Raw genomic sequence first — 20,319 nt, 5'->3', positions numbered from 1 at the left:
CGTCCGGGGAGCGGCTCCACCAGCGTGCCGCGCCCCGAGCATCTGTCACGCCGGCATCAGCTTCCGGTTTGCCGCGCCCGGCAGCACCTTCAGCGCCGGCCCCTGCTGCAGCACGTAGCTGTGGCTCTTCACCGTGCTGACGTAACGCCACTCACAGCGGCAGGCGTCCTGCGTCGCGGTGACAATCATGAAGCCGCGGCGCGCGGTGTCGGCGTACTGCAGCGGACCGATGATCTGCGTCAGGCCGGCAGCGACGGCCAGCGGGTTCTCGCTCGGAAAGTACTCCTCGAAACCGGGCGAGGTCACGCCGGGTGTCGCGAACTCGACGCCGACCGCGCGGCCGGCGTAGTCCGCCAGGTCGCTGGCCCAGGCGTTGTGCGTGTCGCCTGACAGCACGACCAGATTCTTGTCCAGCGCCCGCGCGGTGCCGAGCACCGTTTCGCGTGCGACCGCATAACCGTCCCAGGCGTCGAGGTTGTACGGAATCGCCGGCTGCGCGAGCACCGCCTGCTCCTGCGGCGTCAGCGTAGCCGGTGCCATCTGCGCCTTCACCACCAGTGCGCTGTAGGCCGAAAAACTGATCTGGCCGAGCACCAGCGGTGCCGGAATGTTCATGCGGCCCATCAGCACCTGCTGGCCGAGCAGGTCCCAGGTGGTGTCGGACTGCGCCAGTTGCAGGCCCAGCCAGTCGTTCTGTTCGGCGCCCAGCAGCGTGCGGTTCGGGTCGGCCAGATCGGCAGCGAAGCGCGCGCCGTCGAAACCGGTGGCGCCGAAGTAGTCGGCATAGTCCATCTGCCGGTCGCGGCCGATGACGCGGGTATCCAGCATGTGCAGCGACAGCAGGTTGCCGAAGCGGAAGCTGCGGTAGATGCGCTCGGGCTGCGCCGGATCGGCGACGCGCGTCGGCATCCACTCGTGATAGGCCTTGATCGCGGCCGCGCGCCGCTCGGTGAACAGGCCTTCGAGGCCTTCGCTGTGATTCTCTGCACCGTCGCGCCAGGTGTCGTTGGCGATTTCGTGGTCGTCCCACACGGCAATCACCGGGAGCGCGGCGTGCAGCGCCTGCAGGTCGGGGTCGGTGCGGTACTGCGCGTGACGGATGCGGTAGTCGTCCAGCGTCAGTATTTCGCCGGCCGGCTCGGACACGCGGCCCAGCGCCGCTGCGTCACCCGAGGCGTAGCCGCCGCGCGGGTACTCGTAGATGTAGTCGCCCAGATGGATCGCCGCGTGCAGGTCGTCCAGCCTGGCCGCCTCGGCATAGACGTGGAAATAGCCGGCCGGGTAGTTGGAACAGGAAAACACCGCCAGCTTGACCTGTTCGACCGCACCTGCCGGCAGCGTGCGCGTGCGGCCGACTGGCGACAGCTGGCCGTCGGCGCGGAAGCGGTAGTAGAGCCGCGCAGCAGCCGGCAGGCCAAGCACGTCGGCCTTCACCGTGTAGTCGATGTCCTCGCCGGTGAGCACGCGGCCGCGCCGGATGATGCGGCTGAAGCGCGCGTCCAGCGCCACCTCCCACATCACGGCAACGGTACCCGGCCGGGTCGGCGACACGCGAGTCCAGATGACGACGCGGTCGGACAGCGGATCGCCGCTGGCGACGCCGTGCTGGAACAGGCTGTCGGTCGCCGCCAGCGCAGTGGCCGAGCGCACGACGGCGGAACCGGCCAGCGCACCGGCGCCGATGCCACGCATGAAGTCGCGGCGGGAGAAGACGTTGCGGGACATCGCGGAAGCTCCAGGCGGAAGAAGTTGCCGCGGAGTGTGGTGAGCGCCGGTGACAGGTCGATGACGGATTGTTGAACGCGTGATCAACGCGGCGACATGCCTCTGTCACATGCACTGCCTATCGTGCGTCGCAACAACCGCATTCCCGGAGTCGCCCGATGAAGAACACCCTGCTTGCCCTCACGATCACCGCCGGCCTGTCGCTGCCCGCCCACGCCGTCACGATGGACAGCGCCACGCTGAACGGCAATCTGCTCGATACCAGCTTCAGCACGCCGTCGCTGATCGCGCTCGACGTATCGCTGCTGAACAACGCTGTACTGAGCTTCAGCTTCGTGCTCGATGCCGCCGACATCGCAGCCGGCGGCGCCGACTTCAACGCCGTCCTGCGCGACGCCAGCGGCTTCGGCATCGGTTCGCTGAACGTGACGTTGAGCGGTGCACTCGTGTCATGGACTGCAGGTTCGGTGCGCGCGGCAACGATAAATGGCGATCTGCTCGACACCGGTTTCTTCGCCGGCGCGCCGGTGACCGAGTTCTACTTCGGCAACCCCTTCTACGAAGAAGGCCTCACCGACTGGCGCGTCGGTTTCGCCGGCCTGAGTGCGGGCGATCGCTTCACGCTGGACATCACGACCACGCCGGCCGTACCGGAGCCGCGCGAGTGGATGATGATGCTGGGCGGTCTGGGCATGATCGTGCTGAGCGCGGCGCGCAAGCTGGGGCGCTGACGCCTCACGATGGCCGACTGAGAAGTCTGCGGTCGATCACCGGCTGCATCGCGAGCAAGCTGGCTCCCCCAGGAACCCTGGCCGCGGGTCAGGCGCAACCCCTGTGCGAGCGGCCTCGGCCGCGACAGGGCCACTGCACTCCGCGGGCTTCGATCCAAGCTGCCGTCGGGGTCAGAAGACCCCTCCCACAAGACCTTGGCACACGCCCAAGTCGCGGGTCTGGCGCATTTGCGCTGTGGGCGAGGCCTCAGCCCCGACCCAGCCACTGCTTCAGCAACTCCTTCGCCGCCGCACTGGCGCGTACCGCGGGGCCGATCTTCGCCTGATCCACCGGCGGCGCGTCCAGCCGCACGCGGAATTTCATCAGTTCGTCGCGCCGGAAGGCGTGGATCTTCACCTCGTCGCCGGCATTGCGACGCTTGAGCAGCGTGTCGAGCGAGCTGGCCGTGATGCGCAGATTGTCCAGCGCGACCAGCACGTCGCCGGCCGAAAGACCGGCGCGCTGGGCGGCACCGTGGTCCAGCACCTGAGTGAGTTTCACGTTGTCGCCGTCGTTCGCGGTCTTCACGCCGAGCACCGGCGTGCCGCCGGCGGCTTCGAACGCGAGGTCGAGGCCAACCGCGTGCAGCAGCCTGTCCAGCGGCAGATCATCCGTACCCTCGGTCGCCTCGTCGAAGAAGCGCTTGAGCTTGAGGCCGCTGACCGCTTCGGCGGCGCGGCGTATGCCGTCTTCCGGCACACCCTGCCCGTTCTGTCCGTGGTCGACCCAGAGCTTGCGCATCACGTCGTCCAGCGACACCGCGCCGCGGCTCTTGCTGCGCAGCGTAAGGTCGAGCGCCAGCGCCACCAGCGCGCCCTTGGCGTAGTAGCTGACGATGGCGTTCGGCGCGTTCTCGTTCTGGCGGTAGTACTTGATCCAGGCATCGAAGGACGAGTCGGCCACGCTCTGCTTGAGCCGGCCGCTGCCGCGCATCACCTGGGTGACCGTCTTGCCGAGCAGCTTCAGGTAGTCGTCCTGCGTGATGACGCCGGAGCGCACCAGCGCCAGATCATCGTAATAGGAGGTGAAGCCCTCGAAAGCCCACAGCAGGCGCGTGTAGTTCTCGACCCTGAGGTCGTAGGGCACGAAGGCGGCCGGCTTGATGCGCTTCACGTTCCACGAATGGAAGTACTCGTGGCTGCACAGACCGAGGAAGCCGCGATAGGCATCGCTCATCGCGGCGGCGCCGGGCGCAGGCAGGTCGTTGCGCGAGCACAGCAGCGCGGTGCTGGAACGGTGTTCGAGACCGCCGTAGCCATCGCCAACCGCCATCACGAGGAAGACATAGCGCTCGAAGGGCGCCGGTTCGCCGAACAGCCGTATCTGCCATTCGCAGACACGCTTCAGGTCGGCGCACAGCCGTGCGGCGTCGATGTCATGACGGCCGGTCACCACCACCTCGTGCGGCACGCCGCATGCCTTGAATTCGTACAGCGCGAACTCACCCATCTCGACCGGGTGGTCGATCAGTTCGTCGTAGCTGGCCGCCCGGTACACACCGAAGCCGTGACGCTTGGCGCCGCTGCGGCCGCCTGCCTCGGGCAGCGTCGTCGCGACGCGCCATTCCTTGTAGGCGCGACCGGCGGGCGGACGGATGTCGATCTCGCAGGGCTGCTGTTCGCAGCCATGCACCATCAGGAAAACACTGCTGCCGTTGAAGAAGCCGTGCGTGGTGTCGAGGTGAGCGGCGCGCACCGACAGGTCCCACGCATACACCTCGTAGCGCACGCGCAGCGCGCCGTCGCACGGTGCGGCGCGCCAGGTGTGCTTGTCCAGCTTGGTCAGCGGGACGGCGCGCACGCCGTCGCGCGCGTCGATGCGCACGATGTGGCGGGCGAACTCGCGGATCATGTAGCTGCCGGGTATCCAGGCCGGCAGGGACAGCAGCTGGCCGTCGGCCGCCGGCTTGTCGATGTCGAGTTCGACCTCGAACAGATGGGCTTCGGGATGGATGGGCGTGATGCGGTAGCGGACGGCGCTCATGTCGGCGTTCTGGCGTTGGGACAGCCGCGATTTGACCACAGCGCCGGCTGCCTGCGTCAGCGGGCGCGGTCCGCATCGTCCTACAGCACCCGACCACCTCACCGACAGGCCGGCGCGGCGCGAGGAACTAGAGTTTCGTCATGGCTGAACGCCATCCTCTTCATCGCAACAGGAGAACTGCCATGCAGAATACCGCCACCCGTTCCACGCTGCTGAAGCCTGCCGTCCGCCTGGCCACCGCCACCGCGCTGGCGCTGACGCTGGCCGCCTGCGGCGAATCCACCGACAACGCGACCGTCGGCCAGAAGCTCGATTCCGCCATTTCGCAGACCGAGAAGAAGGCCGACGAAATGGGCGCCAAGGCCGAAAGTTCGCTCGACAGCGCGCAGGCCCGCGCCGAAGTTGCAGCAGCCGATGCCAAGGCCTCCGTCGAGTCGGCCGCCGAGCGCATGGGGGAAAAGATCGACGACGCGACAATCACCGCCAACGTTGCCGCGCGCATCGCTGGCGACCCCGATCTGAGCGCGCTGAAGATCGACGTCGATACCACTGACGGCAAGGTGACGCTGAGCGGACCGGCGCCGACCGAAGCGGCACGCGCCCGCGCCGCCGAACTGGCGGCTTCGGTCAAGGGCGTGACCGGCATCGACAACCGGCTGGTTGTCACCGCCGGCTGATACCGCCGCGCAGCACAGTGATCCGCCGTGATCCATCGCGGCGGCTGATGGCGCCTCGCGAGGGCGGGAAAGATATAATCCCGCCTGATGCGAGGACACCATGACACTGAAGAAAACTGATCAACTATTCGAAGCAAACCGCCGCTGGGCCGAACGCATGCGTGCCGACGACCCGCAGTTCTTCGAGCGGCTGGCCACGCTGCAGGCGCCTGAATATCTGTGGATAGGCTGTTCCGACAGCCGGGTGCCGGCCAACCAGATCGTCGGGCTGATTCCGGGTGAGGTGTTCGTACACCGCAATGTCGCCAACGTCGTGGTGCAGACCGACCTGAACTGCCTGTCGGTCATGCAGTACGCGGTCGATGTGCTCAAGGTTAAGCACATCCTGGTGGTCGGTCACTACGGCTGCGGCGGCGTGCGCGCCGCACTGCACGACATGCGCTTCGGTCTGATCGACAACTGGCTGCGCAACGTGCAGGACGTGCGCAACAAGCACCGCGGTCTGCTCGAAGCGGTCGGCGCCGGCGAACTTCAGGAAGACCGCCTGTGCGAACTGAATGTGATCGAGCAGGCGATGAACGTCTGCGAAACCACCGTCGTCCGCGAAGCCTGGGCGCGCGGCCAGGACGTGCGCGTGCACGGCTGGATCTACGGCCTGAAGGACGGACTGGTCCGCAACCTGCGCATGGAAGCCGGCAGCGAAGCCGAACTGCAGGGCGCCTACGACACGGCCCTGTCATCGCTGACCTGAACCATCAGGCGCTTCCGGCGCCCTGCAGACCATGACACCCCGGCTGCAGCGCATAGTCCGAACGGACTATGCGCTGCAGCCGCCGCTTCTTATCCCTGTCAGAAACGCATCGCAGACTCCGCGCGTCAGATCGGCGCGCAGCCCCTTTGCCGCCGACGTCCCGACAACGTCACCCGCAAGGAGCTCCCATGTCTTCGATGCAGCACCCCGACAATGACCTGACGATCAATCCGTCGGGCAACGAATCCATCCGCGACGTGATGGACCGCTTCACCGGCCGTCGCAATTTCATCAAGGGTTCGCTGGCCACCGCGACCTTTGCCTCGCTTGGCGGCTTCAGCCTCGAATCGCTGGCCAACGGCGCCTACACCGGCAGCCCCTCGCCGACCGGCGGCATCGGCTTCACCGGTGTGCCGGCCAACATCGCGCCGATGACCGACGGCATCACGGTACCGTCCGGCTATACCGCACGCGTGCTGATCGCCTGGGGCGACGCCATCGGCAAGACCGGCCCGGATGCGAACACGCACTGGAACCCGGCCACGGCGATGACCACCGCCCGCCAGCTCACCACCTGGGGCGCCCACAACGACGGCATGCACCTGTTCCCCTTCCCGGGCACCGGCGCGGCCGGCATCGCCAATGACCGCGGCCTGCTCGTATCCAACCACGAGTACGTCGATCCGGGTCTGGTCGCCCACACCACCACCTACGGCACCGACGTCATCACCAAGGCCATGGTCGACGCACAGATCGCCGGTCACGGCGTGAGCGTGATCGAGGTGCGCAAGGTTGGTGGCGAAATGAAGGTGCAGCGTCCGTCCGCCTTCGCCCGTCGCATCACCGGCGCCACCCCGTGCAAGGTGTCCGGCCCGGCCGCCGGTCATGCGCTGCTGAAGACTGCCGCGGATCCCTCCGGCACCACGGTGCTCGGCACGCTGAACAACTGCGCCAACGGCTACACGCCGTGGGGCACCTATCTCACCTGTGAGGAGAACTTCAACGGCTACTTCGGTACCACTGCCGCCAAGCTGGCCGCCCAGCCGCTGACCGCGCTCGAGAACCGCTACGGCATGGCCGCCGCTGGCTTCGGCTACCGCTGGCACGAAGCCGATCCGCGCTTCGACTTCCGCGACACGCCGAACGAGCCGAACCGCTTCGGCTGGGTCGTCGAGATCGACCCGTGGAACCCGACCGCGGTGCCGGTCAAGCGCACGGCACTGGGCCGCTTCAAGCACGAAGGCGCATGGACCTCGGTCGGCGCCGACAACAAGGTCGCCGTCTACATGGGCGACGACGAGCGCAACGACTATATGTACAAGTTCGTCTGCGCCAAGAAGATGGACACGAAAAACCGCGCCGCCAACCGCGACCTGCTGGACAGCGGCACGCTGTACGTCGCCCGCTTCAATGCGGACGGCAGTGGCCAGTGGCTGCCGCTGGTGTGGGGCCAGAACGGCCTGACCGCCGAGAACGGCTTTGCCGACCAGGGCGAGGTGGTGATCAAGGCCCGCCAGGCCGCCGACCGCCTTGGCGCCACCATGATGGACCGCCCCGAGTGGGTCGCCGTGCATCCGGTGACGCGCGAGGTCTATCTGACGCTGACCAACAACAACCGCCGCGGCACGACGCCGGCGTCGTCGAACAAGATCGACGGCACCACGGTCGCCGCCTCGGCCCGCCCGCCGGTTGATGCGACCAACCCGCGCCGTGACAACCGCTACGGCCACATCCTGCGCTGGACGGAAACCGGCGGCGACGTCGGTGCCACCACCTTCCAGTGGGACATCTTCGTCGAGTGCGGTGACAAGCTGAATGCCAACGCCCACCTGCAAGGCAACATCATCGGTGACGACCTCGGTGCGCCGGACGGCCTGTGGTTCGATAAGGACGGCCGCCTGTGGATCCAGACCGACCAGGTCGGCAACGCCAGCGGCGACTTCGTGAACATCGGCGGCAACGCGATGTTCTGCGCCGACCCGGCCACCCGCCAGATCACCCGCTTCCTGACCAGCCCGCGGAACTGCGAAGTGACCGGTGTGACCTCGACGCCGGACGGCAAGGTCATGTTCGTGAACATCCAGCATCCGGGCGAGGACTGGAGCGGCAGCTTCACCTCGAACAGCACCTGGCCGGACAGCGGCTTCAACGGCCCGACGACGCAGAGCGGCAACGCGGTCGCCAAGCCGCGCTCGGCCACGATCGTCATCACCAAGGACGACGGCGGCGTGATCGGTACCTGATCCGTCGGTCTTCACATCGGCGTCATGGAGGCGGCGTAGCGTCGCCTCCATCAACGAAACCTCCGCAAAGGATTCAACATGAAACTGAAACTCGCCGCTCTGGCGCTGGCATTCGCCGCCGCACTGCCGGCCCACGCCGCGCTGACCAACAACGCCGCCGACATCGGCAACCCGCTGCTGGTGGACTTCGAAGCCTACGACGGCTTCTTCACGACCGGCCCGGAAGAGGTCGCCCCCGGCGTCATCTTCACCGGCGACGCCGACTCGCAGCTGGGTGGCTTCATTGCCAATCTGGGCAACAACGGCATCTGGGGTCTCGGAAACCACTTCGCTGCCACCGGCAACATCGGCGAACTGCGCTTCACTTTCGCAGAACTGACCGCCGGTGCGGGCGCGCTGGTGAACCATTTCGCCATGAACGACTTCCCGTTCTCGGTCGTGGTATCGGCCTACGGCGATAACAACCAGATCATCGAAACCTACACGCTGGCAGTCAGCACCGGCGAGGCCAGCCTGAATGAAGGCCTGTTCCTCGGCATCACCCGCGACGTGGCCGACATCCGGTCGATCTCGTTCAAGGGCAATGGCGTGGTGCTCGACAACCTGGCGGTCGCCGCCCCGGTGCCGGAACCCGAAACCTACGCGCTGCTTCTGGCCGGCCTCGGTCTGATCGGCATGGCCGTACGCCGTCGCGCCTGATTACTGCACGACCCTGTCACACGCATGTCCTTGATGCCCGACCGCTGGTCGGGCATTTTTTTCGTCCGGCGAATGCCCGCGGTCATGCCGCCACAAGCGCGCGTGCAAGCCAACGGGCAGCGAGCAGCGGCAGCAGCGTCGCCAGTCCGAGCGTGCAGGCGCCCAGCCACACAGACGGCGCGACCACGGCAAAAGAGAACTGTGCGGCCAGCCAGGGCACCGTGGTGACCAGCAGCAGCGCGAACAGCGTGCCGCCGATCACCCAGCGCGCGACCGCAGTGCCCTGCCCGAGCCCGCTCGGGTCGGCGGCCGACGCGCGGGCGGTGAAGATGAGCGCAATGCCGCTCGCCACCAGCGCGACGAACACCAGCGTACGGACCTCGTCGGCAGCGAAGCCGGCATCGAGTGCCCATACATCGAACGCCACCAGCGCAGCCGACACGATGGCGCCGTAGAGCAGGCTGGTCGCGATGCGCGAGGGCGGCAGCAGCACTGCACCGCGCGGTCGCGGCGGCTCGCGCATCAGTTCCTCGCCGGCCTCGTCCGCCTCGAACACGATGGAACAGGTCGGGTCGATCACCAGTTCGAGGAAGGCGATGTGCACCGGCGCCAGCAGCACCGGCCAGCCGAACAGCACCGGCGCGGCCACCAGCGCGATGATGGGCACGTGCACCGCCAGCGTGTAGGTCATCGCGTGGCGCAGGTTGCGGAAGATGCGGCGGCCCAGCCGTATCGCATCGACGATGGCGGCGAAGTCGTCCTCGACCAGCACCAGGTCGGCCGCCTCGCGCGCGACGTCGGTGCCGCGCCGGCCCATGGCGATGCCGATGTGCGCGGATTTCAGCGCCGGTGCGTCATTCACGCCGTCGCCGGTCATCGCCACGATGTCGCCGCGCGCCTTCAGCGCATCGACGATGGCCAGCTTCTGCTGCGGGCTGACGCGCGCGAACACGCAGCAGCCGGCGACCGCGTCGGCGAAGGTCGCGGCGTCCATCGCTGCCAGATCCGGGCCGGTCAGCACTCGGGCGCCGTCGATGCCGGCCTGCGCCGCGATCGCGCGCGCGGTGCGCGGGTGGTCGCCGGTGATCATGAGCACACGCACGCCGGCCGCGCGGCATTCGGCGACCGCCGCCGGCACCTCGGCGCGCAGCGGGTCGGCCAGCCCGATCAGTCCGATGAAGCGGAACTCGAAATCGTGCTGGATGTCCGGCATGCCCGCATCCGGCGGGTGTGCCGCATGCGCCACCGCGAGCACGCGCAGACCGCGGTCCGCCAGTTCGCCGGCGCGCGCCATCACGTGTGCCGCCGCGTCCGGCGCCAGATGGCAGAGGTCGATGATGGCCTCGGGCGCGCCCTTGGCCGCCACCTCGCTGTCGCGCCGATCCGGCGCCTGCCACAGGTGCGACATCGCCAGCAGGTCGGGCGACAGTTCGTACTCGCGCGCCAGTTGCCAGTCCGGATGCAGGTGTTCGGTATTGGCCAGATAGTCGCCGGCCAGTCGCAGAAAGGCCTGTTCCATCGGGTCGTGCGGATCGGTTTCGCTCGCCAGCACCGCGTATTCGAGCAGGCGGTGATAGGTTTCCGGCAACGCCTCCAGCCGCACGCCGCCGTCGAGCGCCAGCAGTTCGCCATCGACCGCGAGCGCAGCGACTTCCATCCGGTTGCGGGTGAGCGTGCCGGTCTTGTCGGTGCACAGCACGGTGGTCTGGCCCAGCGTTTCGATCGCCGACAGCCGGCGCGTGAGCACGCGGCGGGCGGCGATGCGGCGCGCGCCGAAGGCGAGGAACACGATCAGGATGACCGGAAATTCCTGCGGCAGGATGCTCATCGCCAGCGTGATGCCATACAGCACACCGTCGAGCCAGCCGCCACGCAGCGTCGCGTACGACACCGCGAGCAGCACGCACAGCGCGATGCCTATCCCCGCCAGCCGGCGCGCCAGCAGCCCCAGTTCGCGCTGCAGCGGCGAGGCACCGCTGGCCGTCTCGGCCAGCGACTTGCCGATGCGCCCCAGCTCGGTGCCTTCGCCGATCGCCGTCACCTCGACCGTACCGCGACCGCGCACGACCAGCGTGCCGGAAAACACGCGCAGCGTCTCGCCACCGTCGACCGGCAGCTTGGCGACCGGTACCGACTCGCCGGTCAGCATCGATTCATCGACCGCCAGATCGTTGGCGCTCAGCAGCACGCCATCGGCCGGCACGCGGTCGCCCTCGGTCAGCAGCAGCAGATCGCCGCGCACCACCTCGCGTCCGGCGATGCGCTGCACCGCGCCGTTGCGCATCACCAGCGCGCGCGGGCTGGACAGATCGCGCAGCGCAGCCAGCGCGTGTTCGGTGCGCCGCTCCTGGAAGACGGTGACGGCAATGATGAGTACGACGAAGCCGAGCAGCACCAGCGCTTCGTGCGCGTCGCCCATCAGCAGATAGATGGCGCCAGCGCCCAGCAGCAGCAGGAACATCGGCTCCCGCACTACCTCCAAGACCGTGGCAAGCAGCGTGTGCGGCTTCTCGGCGGCGATCTCGTTCCAGCCGTCCTGCGCGCGACGCGCAGCCACCTCCGCTTCGTTCAGCCCGGCCTGCTCCTGCGACCCGTTCATGCGCTGCATCCGTCGTTCAGTTCTCGCCAAAGTCTGGCACGAAAGCTGCCATGAACCTCGCGCGATCGCCGCAAGGCGGTGCAAGCGGCAATAACCGGATGTTCAAGGCAGAAGTTGCCGGCAGCGCGCGGCAAACATTAACCGACCACACGAGAGGAAGAACCATGTCACGGATGGAACCCGAAGCCCACCTCGGCACCCCGGCCGCGCCCGGCGCCAGCCTGCCGATGAGCGACGCCGACGACGAGCCCAGCCATCTCGGACAGTTCATTCCCCTGCACTACCACCACAACATGCTGCTCGACACCAACCGCATGAGCAATTTCAAGGCGGCCATCGATGCAGTCGTGTTCAAGGGCGCCCGCGTGCTCGAACTGGGCGGTGGCACCGGCGTACTGTCCTGCTTCGCCGCAGCGCACGCGAGCAAGGTGTACTGCGTCGAGTTCAACCCGGACATGGTGGCCGAATCGCGCCGGCTGCTGGCGATGAACGCGCACGGTCACAAGGTCGAGGTGGTGCACGCCGACGCTTTCGAATATCTGCCGCCGGAACCGGTGGACGTGGTCATCTGCGAAATGATCCACGTCGGCATGCTGCGCGAGAAGCAGGTCGACGTGATCGAAGCCTTCAAGGCGCGTTACCGCGCCCGCTTCGGCGACCGCTTGCCGATCTTCCTGCCGACTGCCGCGCTGATGGCAGTGCAGCCGCTGCACCAGGTATTCGACTTCTACGGCTTCAACGCCCCCATCATTCAGTTCCAGCGCGTCGGCGCCGAACACCCAGGAGCGACCGAACTGGCTGCACCGGTGGTCTATGGCGTGATGGATTTCGATCAGACCTGCAGCCGCGACATCGCCTGGAAGGGCGACATCGCCATCACTGCCGACGGCACGGTCAATGCGCTGCGCTTCATCACGAAGAACATCCTGGCGCTGCTCGGTACGCAGGGGCGGACGCAGGATTGGCTGAACGATTACATGGTGCTGCCGCTGACGACGCCGGTGGACACACGGGCTGGCGACACGCTGCACGTGAGTTTCAATTACCGCGCCGGTGGATCGCTGCAGTCGCTGGCGCGCACGATGCGGGCGACGGTGCGGGAGCGGGTCTGCGCGTCAGGTGCCTGATCAGCCGCCGAGCATCCACTTGATCACGCCCTTTGCGACGAAACCCATCATGCCGAGGCCGAGGCCGATCAGGATGACGAAGGTGCCAAAACGACCGGCCTTCGACTCGCGCGCGAGCTGAAGCAGGATGAACAGCATGTAGAGCATGAAGGCGGCGACGCCGAAGGTGAGCCCGAACTCGGCAAATTGCTCTTCAGTGATGCCGCCCATGTGTGAAAACTGCTCCAGCGATATTCAATAGGTTGATCGGTGCGCGCTCAGGCGGCGCGCACCAGATCGCGATAGGCGTGCCAGCTGGCGTGACCCAGCAGCGGCACCACCACCAGCATGCCGACCAGCCCGGTCGCCATGCCGAACAGCGTGAATCCGGCAATCGCCACACCCCACAGCGCCAGCGGCGCCGGGTTCTCCATCACCACGCGCCAGCTGGTGAGCACGGCGCCGAGCACGCCGATGTCGCGATCGAGCAGCAGCGGAATCGCCACCACACTGGACGCGAACACCGGTGCGGCAAGCAGGCCGCCCAGCGCCAGCCAGGCCTCGAACAGCCAGCCCTGCTCTGCCAGCACGACCAGGCGCAGGAAATCTTCCGGCGTCGAGACCGGCGCCGGCGCACAGGCCCAGATCAGCGCGGCCGACGTCATTACCCAGCCGGTACCGGCCAGTGCGAGCAGCAGTCCGAACACCACCATGCGGCTGTCGCGCGGCTTCCACGCATGCACGGCCGTCATCAACCCGGCCGGCTGTCCATGCTCCAGCGCGCGGCTGATCGCGTACAGACCGGTCGCCACCACCGGCGCGACCAGCATGAAACCGGTGAACGCCCCGTTGAGCAGCCAGAACTGGTCGGGAATCTGCCAGCACAGCAGCGCGCCGAACAGCGCGACGGCCGCGCCATGCAGCAGACCGGGCCCCGGGCAGCGCAGGAAGTCGCGACAGCCGGCGACCAGCCAGTCCAGCGGTCGGCTCAGCGGTACGGCACGGGTGGTGTAGCGGCGGGATTCGATGATGGCGTGGCTGTCGTTCATGTCGGTCTGTCCGGATCGATCACCGACGCGCGCGGCAAGGCCACTGCAGCCCTGCCTGATGCGTCATGGAGTATGCCGGCCGCCGCACTGCTGGACCTTGACGCAGCTCATGCGCCGCCGGCCGACGCACAAGTATCGGGCAAAGCGTGTCGCAACGGCAGCAAAGCGTCGCATCCGCACCGCCGCGGGGCGTATTCCGCCCTCGGCTTGTGCAGCGCAAAAGACTCTGGCGCCGAAGACGGGCGCGGGCGGTGCGACGGATGGCGACTCGGCTAATCCGGACTCAGACCCGGCGGCCGCTGGTGCAGCGGCATTACGTGAACGAGCGCGGGGTCCAGGCGCAGTGCCAGCCGGTCGCCGTTGCCGATGCGCCGGCGCTGCGGGCCGGCCAGCGTGATGCGCAGGCTGATCTGCGGATTGCGCTCCAGCGTCAGCGACGCCAGCGTGATCTCGCCGAGGTGCCGGGCCTCGCTCACCGTCGCCTCCAGTTCCTGCCCGCTGCCGTCAGCGCCGAGCAGGATGCCGTCACCCGGTACGACCCAGTTCACCGGCTGGCCCGGCTTGATCTTTCCCTTGTCGCGCACCTCGAGCAGCATGTCGCCGCTCTCTTCGCCCGCCGCCGACACCCATTTCAGCAGGCCCCAGCCCTCCCTGTCCGACGGCCCCACCCAGACCCCCTGGAAACGGTTGTGCATGCCCACGAGGTCGGCCACGCGCGCGTTGCGCGGTGCGCGATGTATGTGTTCGGGCGGCCCTTCCTGCAGCACGGTACCGGCGTCCATCACTACCAGGCGGTCGGCCAGCAGACGCGCTTCGTTGAGGTCGTGCGTCACCAGCAGGATGGGGATGTCGAGATCGCTGCGCAGATCGGCCAACAGGCGGTAAAGCCCCTGCCGGCTCATCTGGTCGACTGCGGAGAACGGCTCGTCGAGCAGCAGCAGCTTCGGTTCGCGGGCGAGCGCGCGCGCCACCGCGACACGCTGCTGCTGGCCGCCGGACAAGGCGGCGGGTCGCCGCTGCTGCTGTTCGTGCGACAGATGGACGTGGTCGAGCCAGCGCCGCGCCTGCGCCGCGCGCTCGCCTGGCGACAGGTGCAGCATGGCCAGCGCGACGTTGTCGAGCGCACTGAGGTGCGGCATCAGTGCGTAGTTCTGGAACACCAGCCCGACGTGGCGACGCTGCGGCGGCAGAAAGACGCCCTGCTCACTGTCGCACCACAGCTGCGCGCCGACCTCGATACGGCCGCGCTGCGGCCGCATCAGTCCGGCCAGCACGCGCAGCATCGACGTCTTGCCGGCCCCCGACGGGCCGACCAGCGCCAGCAGCTCGCCCGCCGCGCAGTCGAAGCGGCCGTGCAGCGGCATCGGCTCGGTCTGGGCGATATCGACCCGCAGCGCGCGGGCAGCGCGTTGTTCGCCGTTCATCGCCGGGCCGCCAGTCTGGCCGACGCGAAAAAGGACGCTGCGACCGCGCCGAGCGACAGCGCCAGCAGCAACAGCGCCATGCGGTCGGCACCGGCAAGATCGAAGGACTGCACGCGGTCGTAGATCGCGATGGCCACCGTCTTGGTTTCGCCGGGAATGCTGCCGCCCATCATCAGCACCACGCCGAATTCGCCCAGCGTGTGCACGAAGGTGAGCACCATGGCGGACAGGATGCCCGGCCAGGCCAGCGGCAGTTCGACCCGCCAGAAGGTCTGCCAGCCACTCAGCCCGCAGACCGCCGCGGCTTCGGCAAGGTTTTCCGGTATCGCTTCGAAGGCACGCTGCACCGGCTGCACGATGAATGGAATGTTGAACACCAGCGAGGCGATCAGCAGGCCCGCGAAATTGAAAGTCATCCGGATGTCGAAGGTTTCGAGCATCCAGGCGCCGAGTGGCGAACCGGCACCCAGTGACACCAGCAGGTAGTAACCCAGCACCGTCGGCGGCAGCACCAGCGGCAGCACGACGAAAGCCTCGATCCAGGCCTTGCCGGAAAAGCGCGTGCGCGCCAGCCAGCGCGCGCCGAGCACGCCAGGCGGCAGCAGCACGAGCAGCGTCATCACCGCCAGTTCGATCGACAGCGAGAATGCCTGCCAGTCCATGACCTGTCCTCGTTTCTGTGCGTCGGCGCCGAAGCGTCGCTCACTCGTCGGGCATCGCGAAGCCGTGGCGACGCATGATGTCCTGCGCCGACGGCGTGGCGAGATAGTCGTAGAAGGCTCGCGCGGCAGGCGGCGCGCCACGCAGCAACACCATGCGTTGCGCCAGCCGGCGGTGCCAGCTTTCGGGGATCAGCGCGAACTCGCCGAGCGCGCTCACCTGCGGCGCCTTCGCCAGCGACAGCGCGATGATGCCGCCTTGGGTCGCGCCCGAGGTCGCGAACTGCGCCGCCTGCGAAATGTTCTCGCCCAGCACCAGCCGCGGTTCGATATCGGCCCACACGCCGGCGTGCTGCAGCGCCTCCTTTGCCCGGGCGCCGTAGGGCGCGTGTTCCGGGTTGGCGATGGCGAACTTCTTCAGCCGCCCGTCGCGCAGGGCCTGCGCCAGATCCCGCAGTTCGCCGTCGGCTTTCAGCGGCGAGCCGCGCGGCACCATCAGACCGATGCGGCCGTAGGCATAGAGCCGGCCGCGGTCCTGCGTCAGCCCCTGGTCGGCCAGCCGGAACACGAAATCCTCGTCGGCCGACATGAACAGATGGAAGGGCGCGCCCTGCCGGATCTGCGAGAAGAAATTGCCGGACGAACCGAAAACCAGCCGCATCCGCTGGCCGGTTTCGCGTTCGAAGCGGGCCGCCACCTCCTCCAGCGCGAACTTCAGGTCGGACGCCGCGGCAACCGTCGGCGGCTCGGCGCCCCGCACCGGAAGCGTCAGCGAAAACGCGAGCGCACACAGCAGCAGGATGCGTTGGATCAGGCAGACAGCTCTCATGAGGGGCGCGCCTCCGGGCGATTCGATATATATCCGTATGGATATCGCCAGATGAGTATAACGAGTATCGTGCTCAGTGCATTTCCTCAGTGCATTTCCTTTCGTCTTCGATCCGCGATGAACACCAAGACAGCCCCCGCCAGCCTCGAACACAGCACCCGGTTTCGCGTGCAGATCAAGCATGCGGTGGCGATCGGTCCGGGCAAGGCCGACGTGCTCGAAGGCATCGCGGCGACCGGATCGCTCGCCGAAACCGGTCGCCGGCTGGGCATGAGCTATCAGCGCATCTGGTCGCTGGTCGATGCGATGAACAAGGACTTCGTCGAACCGCTGGTGACCAAGCAGCGCGGCGGCTCGGCCGGCGGCGGCGCCCGGCTGACCGCCACCGGAGAGCAGGTGCTGGCGCTCTACCGGGCGATCGAGGAGGACGCGCGCGTCGCCGCCTCGCGCCGCCTGCCCGAACTGCTGGCACTGATCCGGCCCGAGCCTGAGTCGGGCTCCGTTTGAGAGGTCTTCCGGCCTGCATCGAAGCCTGCGGACTGCAGCGGCCCCATCGCGGCCAAGGCCGCTCCCACGGGAATCGCGCCTGATTCGAGGCTGGAGCCCGAGCGGGGGTTCTGTGGGAGGGGTCTTGACCCCGACAGCAGCCTGAAGCGAAGCCTGCGAACTGCAGCAGCCCCATCGCGGCCAGGGCCGCTCCCACGGGAATCGCGCCTGATTCGAGGCCGGAGCCCGAGCGGGGGTTCTGTGGGAGGGGTCTTGACCCCGACAGCAGCTTGAAGCGAAGCCTGCGAACTGCAGCGGCCCTGTCGCAGCCAGGGCCGCACGGTCGAATGAGGACCCGTTGCCGGGACTACCGGGCGGTATCCGCGAGGCCGTCGAGTATCGGGCAGTCCGGTCGGCCGTCGCCGTGGCAGCAGCTGGCGAGCTGCGCCAGCGTGCGCTTCATCGCCGTCATCTCGTCGATGCGCCGGTCGAGGTCGGCGATATGCGCCTCGGCGATGCGCTTCACGTCGCCGCTGGCGCGGTCCGGCTTCTGCCACAGGGCCAGCAGATCGGCGATCTCCGCCATCGAGAAACCGAGGTCGCGCGCGCGGCGGATGAAGCGCAGCGTATGCACCTCGCGCTCGCCGTACTGCCGGTAGCCGGCGTCGGTCCGCGCCACCGCCGGCAGCAGGCCCAGCGACTCGTAATGCCTGACCATCTTGGCCGACACGCCGGAGCGTGCCGCCGCCTCACCGATGTTCATTGCGCATCTCCCTCGGGTTTCCAGCGCCGCAGCAGCAGCGCGTTGCTGACCACGCTGAAGCTGGAGAAGGCCATCGCCGCACCGGCGATCACCGGGTTCAGCATGCCGGCGGCGGCCAGCGGTATGCCCACCACGTTGTAGGCGAAGGCCCAGAACAGGTTCTGCCGGATCTTCGTCCAGGTGCGCCGCGAAATGTCGAGCGCGTCGGCCACGCGCGCCGGGTCGCCCTGCATCAGCGTGAGGCCGGCGGCGTGCATCGCCACGTCGGTGCCGGTGGACATGGCGATGCCGACATCGGCCGCGGCCAGTGCCGGCGCGTCGTTGATGCCGTCGCCCACCATGGCGACCACCGCCCCGCCCTGCTTCAGTTCGGCCACGACTTCGGCCTTGTGCTCCGGCAGCACTTCGGCGCGCACGTCGGCCATGCCCAGTTGCGCTGCCACCGCGGCGGCCGCCCCGCGGTTGTCACCGCTGACCAGCACGGTACGCACGCCGCCTGCCTGAAGGCGGCTCACCGCTCGCGCCGCCGACGCCTTCAGCGTGTCGCCGAAGGCGAGCAGTCCGACCAGGCGCGGGGCCTCCGTCAGATCGGCCAGCCAGGACACGGTGCGCCCCTCGCCCTGCAACTGCGCAGCACGTGCGGCGAGCGCCGACAGATCGACGCCCAGTTCTTCCATGTAGCGGCTGCTGCCCAGCCGCAGCAGGCGGCCGGCGACGGCTGCCGACACGCCGCGTCCGGCGACCGCGCTCAGCTCGGAGGCGGCCGGCACGACCACGCCCTCGCGTTCAGCGGCTGCCGTGACGGCCCGCGCCAGCGGGTGCTCGCTGCCCGCCTGCAGCGCAGCGGCCAGTGCAAGCAACTCGCCCTGTGCACCGCTCGCCGGCTCGAACGCCACCAGTTCCGGCCGGCCTTCGGTCAGCGTGCCGGTCTTGTCGAAGGCGACCACCGACACGCGGTGCGCAATTTCCAGCGCCTCGGCGTCCTTGATCAGGATGCCGTGCCGCGCCGCGGCACCGGTCCCCACCATGATGGCGGTCGGCGTGGCCAGGCCGAGCGCGCACGGGCAGGCGATCACCATCACCGCGACGGCATTCAGCAGCGCGGTTTCGACGCCGGCGCCGGCGATCATCCAGCCGCCGAAGGTGAGCACGGCGAGCGCGATCACCACCGGCACGAACACCGCGCTGACCTGGTCGACCAGGCGCTGTATCGGTGCCTTCTTCGCCTGCGCGCTCTCGACCAGCCGCACGATGCGCGCCAGCACGGTTTCGGCGCCGATGGCGCGGGTGCGCACCACCAGCCGCCCCTCGCCATTGACTGCGCCACCGGTCACGCGGTCGCCCGCCTGTTTGGCGACCGGCAGGCTTTCGCCGGTGATCAGTGATTCGTCGACCTGGCTGGCGCCGTCGACGATGTCGCCGTCGACCGGCACCCGCTCGCCCGGACGGATGACCACCTCGTCGCCGAGCGCGACCTGCGCCAGCGGCAGTTCGAGCTCGACGCCGTCGCGGCGCACGCGCGCGGTGTCCGGCCGCAGCGCATTGAGCGCGCGGATGGCGTCCGTGGTCTGCCTTTTTGCACGCGTCTCCAGCCACTTGCCGAGCAGCACCAGCGTGATGACGACCGCGGAGGCCTCGAAGTACAGATGCGGCATCGCACCCGGCGCCGCGGTCAGCCACAGCCAGACGCTGAGGCCCCAGGCGGCGGAGGTACCGAGTGCGACCAGCAGGTCCATGTTTCCGCTGCCGGCACGCAGCGCCTTCCAGCCGGCGACATAGAAGCGGGCGCCGAGCCAGAACTGCACCGGTGTTGCGAGCAGGAACTGCAGCCCGCCGGGCAGCATCCAGTGCGCACCCCACAGCATGCCCACCATGGGCAGCGCGAGCGGCAGCGACAGCGCGACCGCCAGCGCCACCGGCCACCAATCGGGCAGCGTATTCGCCGGCGCGCTGACCGGCAACGCCGACGGCAGCGAAGCGGTATAGCCGGCACGCGCCACTGCCGCCTGGAGCGCGCCGAGGTTGTCCGCCGCGCTGACGATGTCCGCGGTTTCGGTGGCCAGATTGACGCTGACCGACAGCACGCCCGGCACCTTGTTCAGCGCCTTCTCGACCCGTGCTACACAGGACGCGCAGGTCATGCCTTCGATGTGCAGGCGCAGCGCCTGCGGCTTCAGTACGTAGCCGGCCTTGTCGACCGCCGCGTGCAACGCGGCCGCGTCGACCGTGGCGTCGGCCTCGACCGTCGCGCGTTCGGTGGCCAGATTGACACTGGCGGACGCCACTCCGGGCGTGCGCGCCAGCGCCCTCTCGACGCGGGTCGAGCAGGAGGCGCAGGTCATGCCTTCGACGCCGAATTCCCAGCGGGTGAGCGCGCCGTCGGGAGCTGTGGGCAGATCGGGGGAGTTCATGTTCGAGGTCCGTTCTGGATGACGGAGGTCAGTATCGACCTTCCCATGATGGCAAGGTCAAGCCGGATTTTCATGCGGAACAGTGCTTGACCTTGCCATCGTGGGAAGGTCCATCATGCAGTCATCCGAACCTCCAGGAGTCAC

Annotated in this window: 17 protein-coding genes; 7 read left to right on the top strand and 10 right to left on the bottom strand. The window is 68.2% G+C overall.

The window, feature by feature from the left end; all coding sequences use genetic code 11:
- Window positions 1–45 precede the first annotated feature (45 nt).
- Window positions 46–1,725: an alkaline phosphatase D family protein gene (locus WJU27_RS02535; protein WP_341421038.1), complete on the bottom strand. Its 1,680-nt coding sequence runs from the start codon at window positions 1,723–1,725 to the stop codon at window positions 46–48.
- Between the two features lie 158 nt (window positions 1,726–1,883).
- On the opposite strand from WJU27_RS02535, the gene WJU27_RS02530 reads away from it, so the two are divergent.
- Window positions 1,884–2,456, top strand: a complete 573-nt coding sequence (locus WJU27_RS02530) for a hypothetical protein (protein ID WP_341421037.1) — start codon at window positions 1,884–1,886, stop codon at window positions 2,454–2,456.
- 247 nt (window positions 2,457–2,703) lie between these two features.
- Here WJU27_RS02530 and WJU27_RS02525 read toward each other — a convergent pair whose 3' ends face one another.
- A complete protein-coding gene (locus WJU27_RS02525) occupies window positions 2,704–4,479 on the bottom strand; it encodes a M61 family metallopeptidase (protein WP_341421036.1) in 1,776 nt (591 codons plus the stop codon).
- A 182-nt stretch (window positions 4,480–4,661) separates the two neighbouring features.
- On the opposite strand from WJU27_RS02525, the gene WJU27_RS02520 reads away from it, so the two are divergent.
- The 4 genes from WJU27_RS02520 to WJU27_RS02505 all read left to right on the top strand — a co-directional run bounded on the left by WJU27_RS02520 (window position 4,662) and on the right by WJU27_RS02505 (window position 8,849).
- Complete coding sequence (locus WJU27_RS02520; protein ID WP_020165132.1) at window positions 4,662–5,156, top strand: BON domain-containing protein; 495 nt, start codon at window positions 4,662–4,664, stop codon at window positions 5,154–5,156.
- A gap of 100 nt (window positions 5,157–5,256) precedes the next feature.
- A complete protein-coding gene (gene can / locus WJU27_RS02515; protein WP_341421035.1) occupies window positions 5,257–5,907 on the top strand; it encodes a carbonate dehydratase in 651 nt (216 codons plus the stop codon).
- Window positions 5,908–6,095: 188 nt separating this feature from the next.
- Window positions 6,096–8,150: a PhoX family protein gene (locus WJU27_RS02510; RefSeq protein ID WP_341421034.1), complete on the top strand. Its 2,055-nt coding sequence runs from the start codon at window positions 6,096–6,098 to the stop codon at window positions 8,148–8,150.
- A gap of 78 nt (window positions 8,151–8,228) precedes the next feature.
- Window positions 8,229–8,849, top strand: a complete 621-nt coding sequence (locus WJU27_RS02505; protein WP_341421033.1) for a PEP-CTERM sorting domain-containing protein — start codon at window positions 8,229–8,231, stop codon at window positions 8,847–8,849.
- Between the two features lie 82 nt (window positions 8,850–8,931).
- Here WJU27_RS02505 and WJU27_RS02500 read toward each other — a convergent pair whose 3' ends face one another.
- Window positions 8,932–11,457 carry a cation-translocating P-type ATPase gene (locus WJU27_RS02500; RefSeq protein WP_341421032.1) on the bottom strand — a complete coding sequence of 842 codons (2,526 nt, stop codon included), beginning with the start codon at window positions 11,455–11,457 and terminating at the stop codon, window positions 8,932–8,934.
- Window positions 11,458–11,612: 155 nt separating this feature from the next.
- On the opposite strand from WJU27_RS02500, the gene WJU27_RS02495 reads away from it, so the two are divergent.
- A complete protein-coding gene (locus tag WJU27_RS02495) occupies window positions 11,613–12,575 on the top strand; it encodes a methyltransferase domain-containing protein (protein ID WP_029143755.1) in 963 nt (320 codons plus the stop codon).
- On the opposite strand, the gene WJU27_RS02490 is transcribed toward WJU27_RS02495, so the two are convergent.
- From WJU27_RS02490 to modA, 5 genes are all read right to left on the bottom strand, one after another.
- On the bottom strand, window positions 12,576–12,785 hold the full coding sequence (locus WJU27_RS02490) for a DUF2788 domain-containing protein (protein WP_008058471.1): 210 nt from the start codon (window positions 12,783–12,785) through the stop codon (window positions 12,576–12,578). It lies immediately after the preceding gene.
- Between the two features lie 47 nt (window positions 12,786–12,832).
- The gene (locus tag WJU27_RS02485) at window positions 12,833–13,603 is read right to left on the bottom strand and encodes a DUF2189 domain-containing protein (RefSeq protein ID WP_341421031.1); all 771 of its coding nucleotides are present in this window, start codon (window positions 13,601–13,603) and stop codon (window positions 12,833–12,835) included.
- A gap of 272 nt (window positions 13,604–13,875) precedes the next feature.
- A complete protein-coding gene (locus tag WJU27_RS02480; RefSeq protein WP_341421030.1) occupies window positions 13,876–15,027 on the bottom strand; it encodes an ABC transporter ATP-binding protein in 1,152 nt (383 codons plus the stop codon).
- Complete coding sequence (gene modB / locus WJU27_RS02475) at window positions 15,024–15,689, bottom strand: molybdate ABC transporter permease subunit (RefSeq protein ID WP_304008639.1); 666 nt, start codon at window positions 15,687–15,689, stop codon at window positions 15,024–15,026. The genes WJU27_RS02480 and modB overlap by 4 nt, the downstream gene beginning before the upstream one ends.
- A 40-nt stretch (window positions 15,690–15,729) precedes the next feature.
- Entirely contained in the window at window positions 15,730–16,515 is a 786-nt protein-coding gene (gene modA / locus WJU27_RS02470; RefSeq protein WP_020165142.1) for a molybdate ABC transporter substrate-binding protein, read from the bottom strand.
- Between the two features lie 117 nt (window positions 16,516–16,632).
- Here modA and WJU27_RS02465 point away from each other — a divergent pair, with 117 nt between their 5' ends.
- On the top strand, window positions 16,633–17,022 hold the full coding sequence (locus WJU27_RS02465; protein ID WP_020165143.1) for a winged helix-turn-helix domain-containing protein: 390 nt from the start codon (window positions 16,633–16,635) through the stop codon (window positions 17,020–17,022).
- Window positions 17,023–17,368: 346 nt separating this feature from the next.
- Here WJU27_RS02465 and cueR read toward each other — a convergent pair whose 3' ends face one another.
- Together cueR and WJU27_RS02455 are read right to left on the bottom strand one after the other, a co-directional pair.
- Window positions 17,369–17,764 (bottom strand): Cu(I)-responsive transcriptional regulator, encoded by a 396-nt coding sequence (gene cueR / locus WJU27_RS02460; protein WP_020165144.1) that lies wholly within the window; start codon window positions 17,762–17,764, stop codon window positions 17,369–17,371.
- The gene (locus tag WJU27_RS02455; RefSeq protein ID WP_341421029.1) at window positions 17,761–20,175 is read right to left on the bottom strand and encodes a heavy metal translocating P-type ATPase; all 2,415 of its coding nucleotides are present in this window, start codon (window positions 20,173–20,175) and stop codon (window positions 17,761–17,763) included. The genes cueR and WJU27_RS02455 overlap by 4 nt, the downstream gene beginning before the upstream one ends.
- Between the last annotated feature and the right edge of the window lie 144 nt (window positions 20,176–20,319).

It is taken from the genome of Methyloversatilis sp. NSM2 (assembly GCF_038066675.1).
GTDB lineage: Bacteria > Pseudomonadota > Gammaproteobacteria > Burkholderiales > Rhodocyclaceae > Methyloversatilis > Methyloversatilis discipulorum_A.
This window is presented reverse-complemented; position numbering and strand designations above follow the sequence as displayed.

What these genes read in the sequence shown, in the direction of transcription:
- modB (WP_304008639.1), bottom strand. Translation starts at nt 15,689, where the DNA reads ATGGACTGGCAGGCATTCTCGCTGTCGATCGAACTGGCGGTGATGACG.
- WJU27_RS02455 (WP_341421029.1), bottom strand. Translation starts at nt 20,175, where the DNA reads ATGAACTCCCCCGATCTGCCCACAGCTCCCGACGGCGCGCTCACCCGC.
- WJU27_RS02535 (WP_341421038.1), bottom strand. Translation starts at nt 1,725, where the DNA reads ATGTCCCGCAACGTCTTCTCCCGCCGCGACTTCATGCGTGGCATCGGC.
- WJU27_RS02485 (WP_341421031.1), bottom strand. Translation starts at nt 13,603, where the DNA reads ATGAACGACAGCCACGCCATCATCGAATCCCGCCGCTACACCACCCGT.
- WJU27_RS02505 (WP_341421033.1), top strand. Translation starts at nt 8,229, where the DNA reads ATGAAACTGAAACTCGCCGCTCTGGCGCTGGCATTCGCCGCCGCACTG.
- WJU27_RS02480 (WP_341421030.1), bottom strand. Translation starts at nt 15,027, where the DNA reads ATGAACGGCGAACAACGCGCTGCCCGCGCGCTGCGGGTCGATATCGCC.
- WJU27_RS02465 (WP_020165143.1), top strand. Translation starts at nt 16,633, where the DNA reads ATGAACACCAAGACAGCCCCCGCCAGCCTCGAACACAGCACCCGGTTT.
- WJU27_RS02525 (WP_341421036.1), bottom strand. Translation starts at nt 4,479, where the DNA reads ATGAGCGCCGTCCGCTACCGCATCACGCCCATCCATCCCGAAGCCCAT.
- WJU27_RS02490 (WP_008058471.1), bottom strand. Translation starts at nt 12,785, where the DNA reads ATGGGCGGCATCACTGAAGAGCAATTTGCCGAGTTCGGGCTCACCTTC.
- can (WP_341421035.1), top strand. Translation starts at nt 5,257, where the DNA reads ATGACACTGAAGAAAACTGATCAACTATTCGAAGCAAACCGCCGCTGG.
- WJU27_RS02520 (WP_020165132.1), top strand. Translation starts at nt 4,662, where the DNA reads ATGCAGAATACCGCCACCCGTTCCACGCTGCTGAAGCCTGCCGTCCGC.
- modA (WP_020165142.1), bottom strand. Translation starts at nt 16,515, where the DNA reads ATGAGAGCTGTCTGCCTGATCCAACGCATCCTGCTGCTGTGTGCGCTC.
- WJU27_RS02500 (WP_341421032.1), bottom strand. Translation starts at nt 11,457, where the DNA reads ATGCAGCGCATGAACGGGTCGCAGGAGCAGGCCGGGCTGAACGAAGCG.
- WJU27_RS02510 (WP_341421034.1), top strand. Translation starts at nt 6,096, where the DNA reads ATGTCTTCGATGCAGCACCCCGACAATGACCTGACGATCAATCCGTCG.
- WJU27_RS02530 (WP_341421037.1), top strand. Translation starts at nt 1,884, where the DNA reads ATGAAGAACACCCTGCTTGCCCTCACGATCACCGCCGGCCTGTCGCTG.
- cueR (WP_020165144.1), bottom strand. Translation starts at nt 17,764, where the DNA reads ATGAACATCGGTGAGGCGGCGGCACGCTCCGGCGTGTCGGCCAAGATG.
- WJU27_RS02495 (WP_029143755.1), top strand. Translation starts at nt 11,613, where the DNA reads ATGTCACGGATGGAACCCGAAGCCCACCTCGGCACCCCGGCCGCGCCC.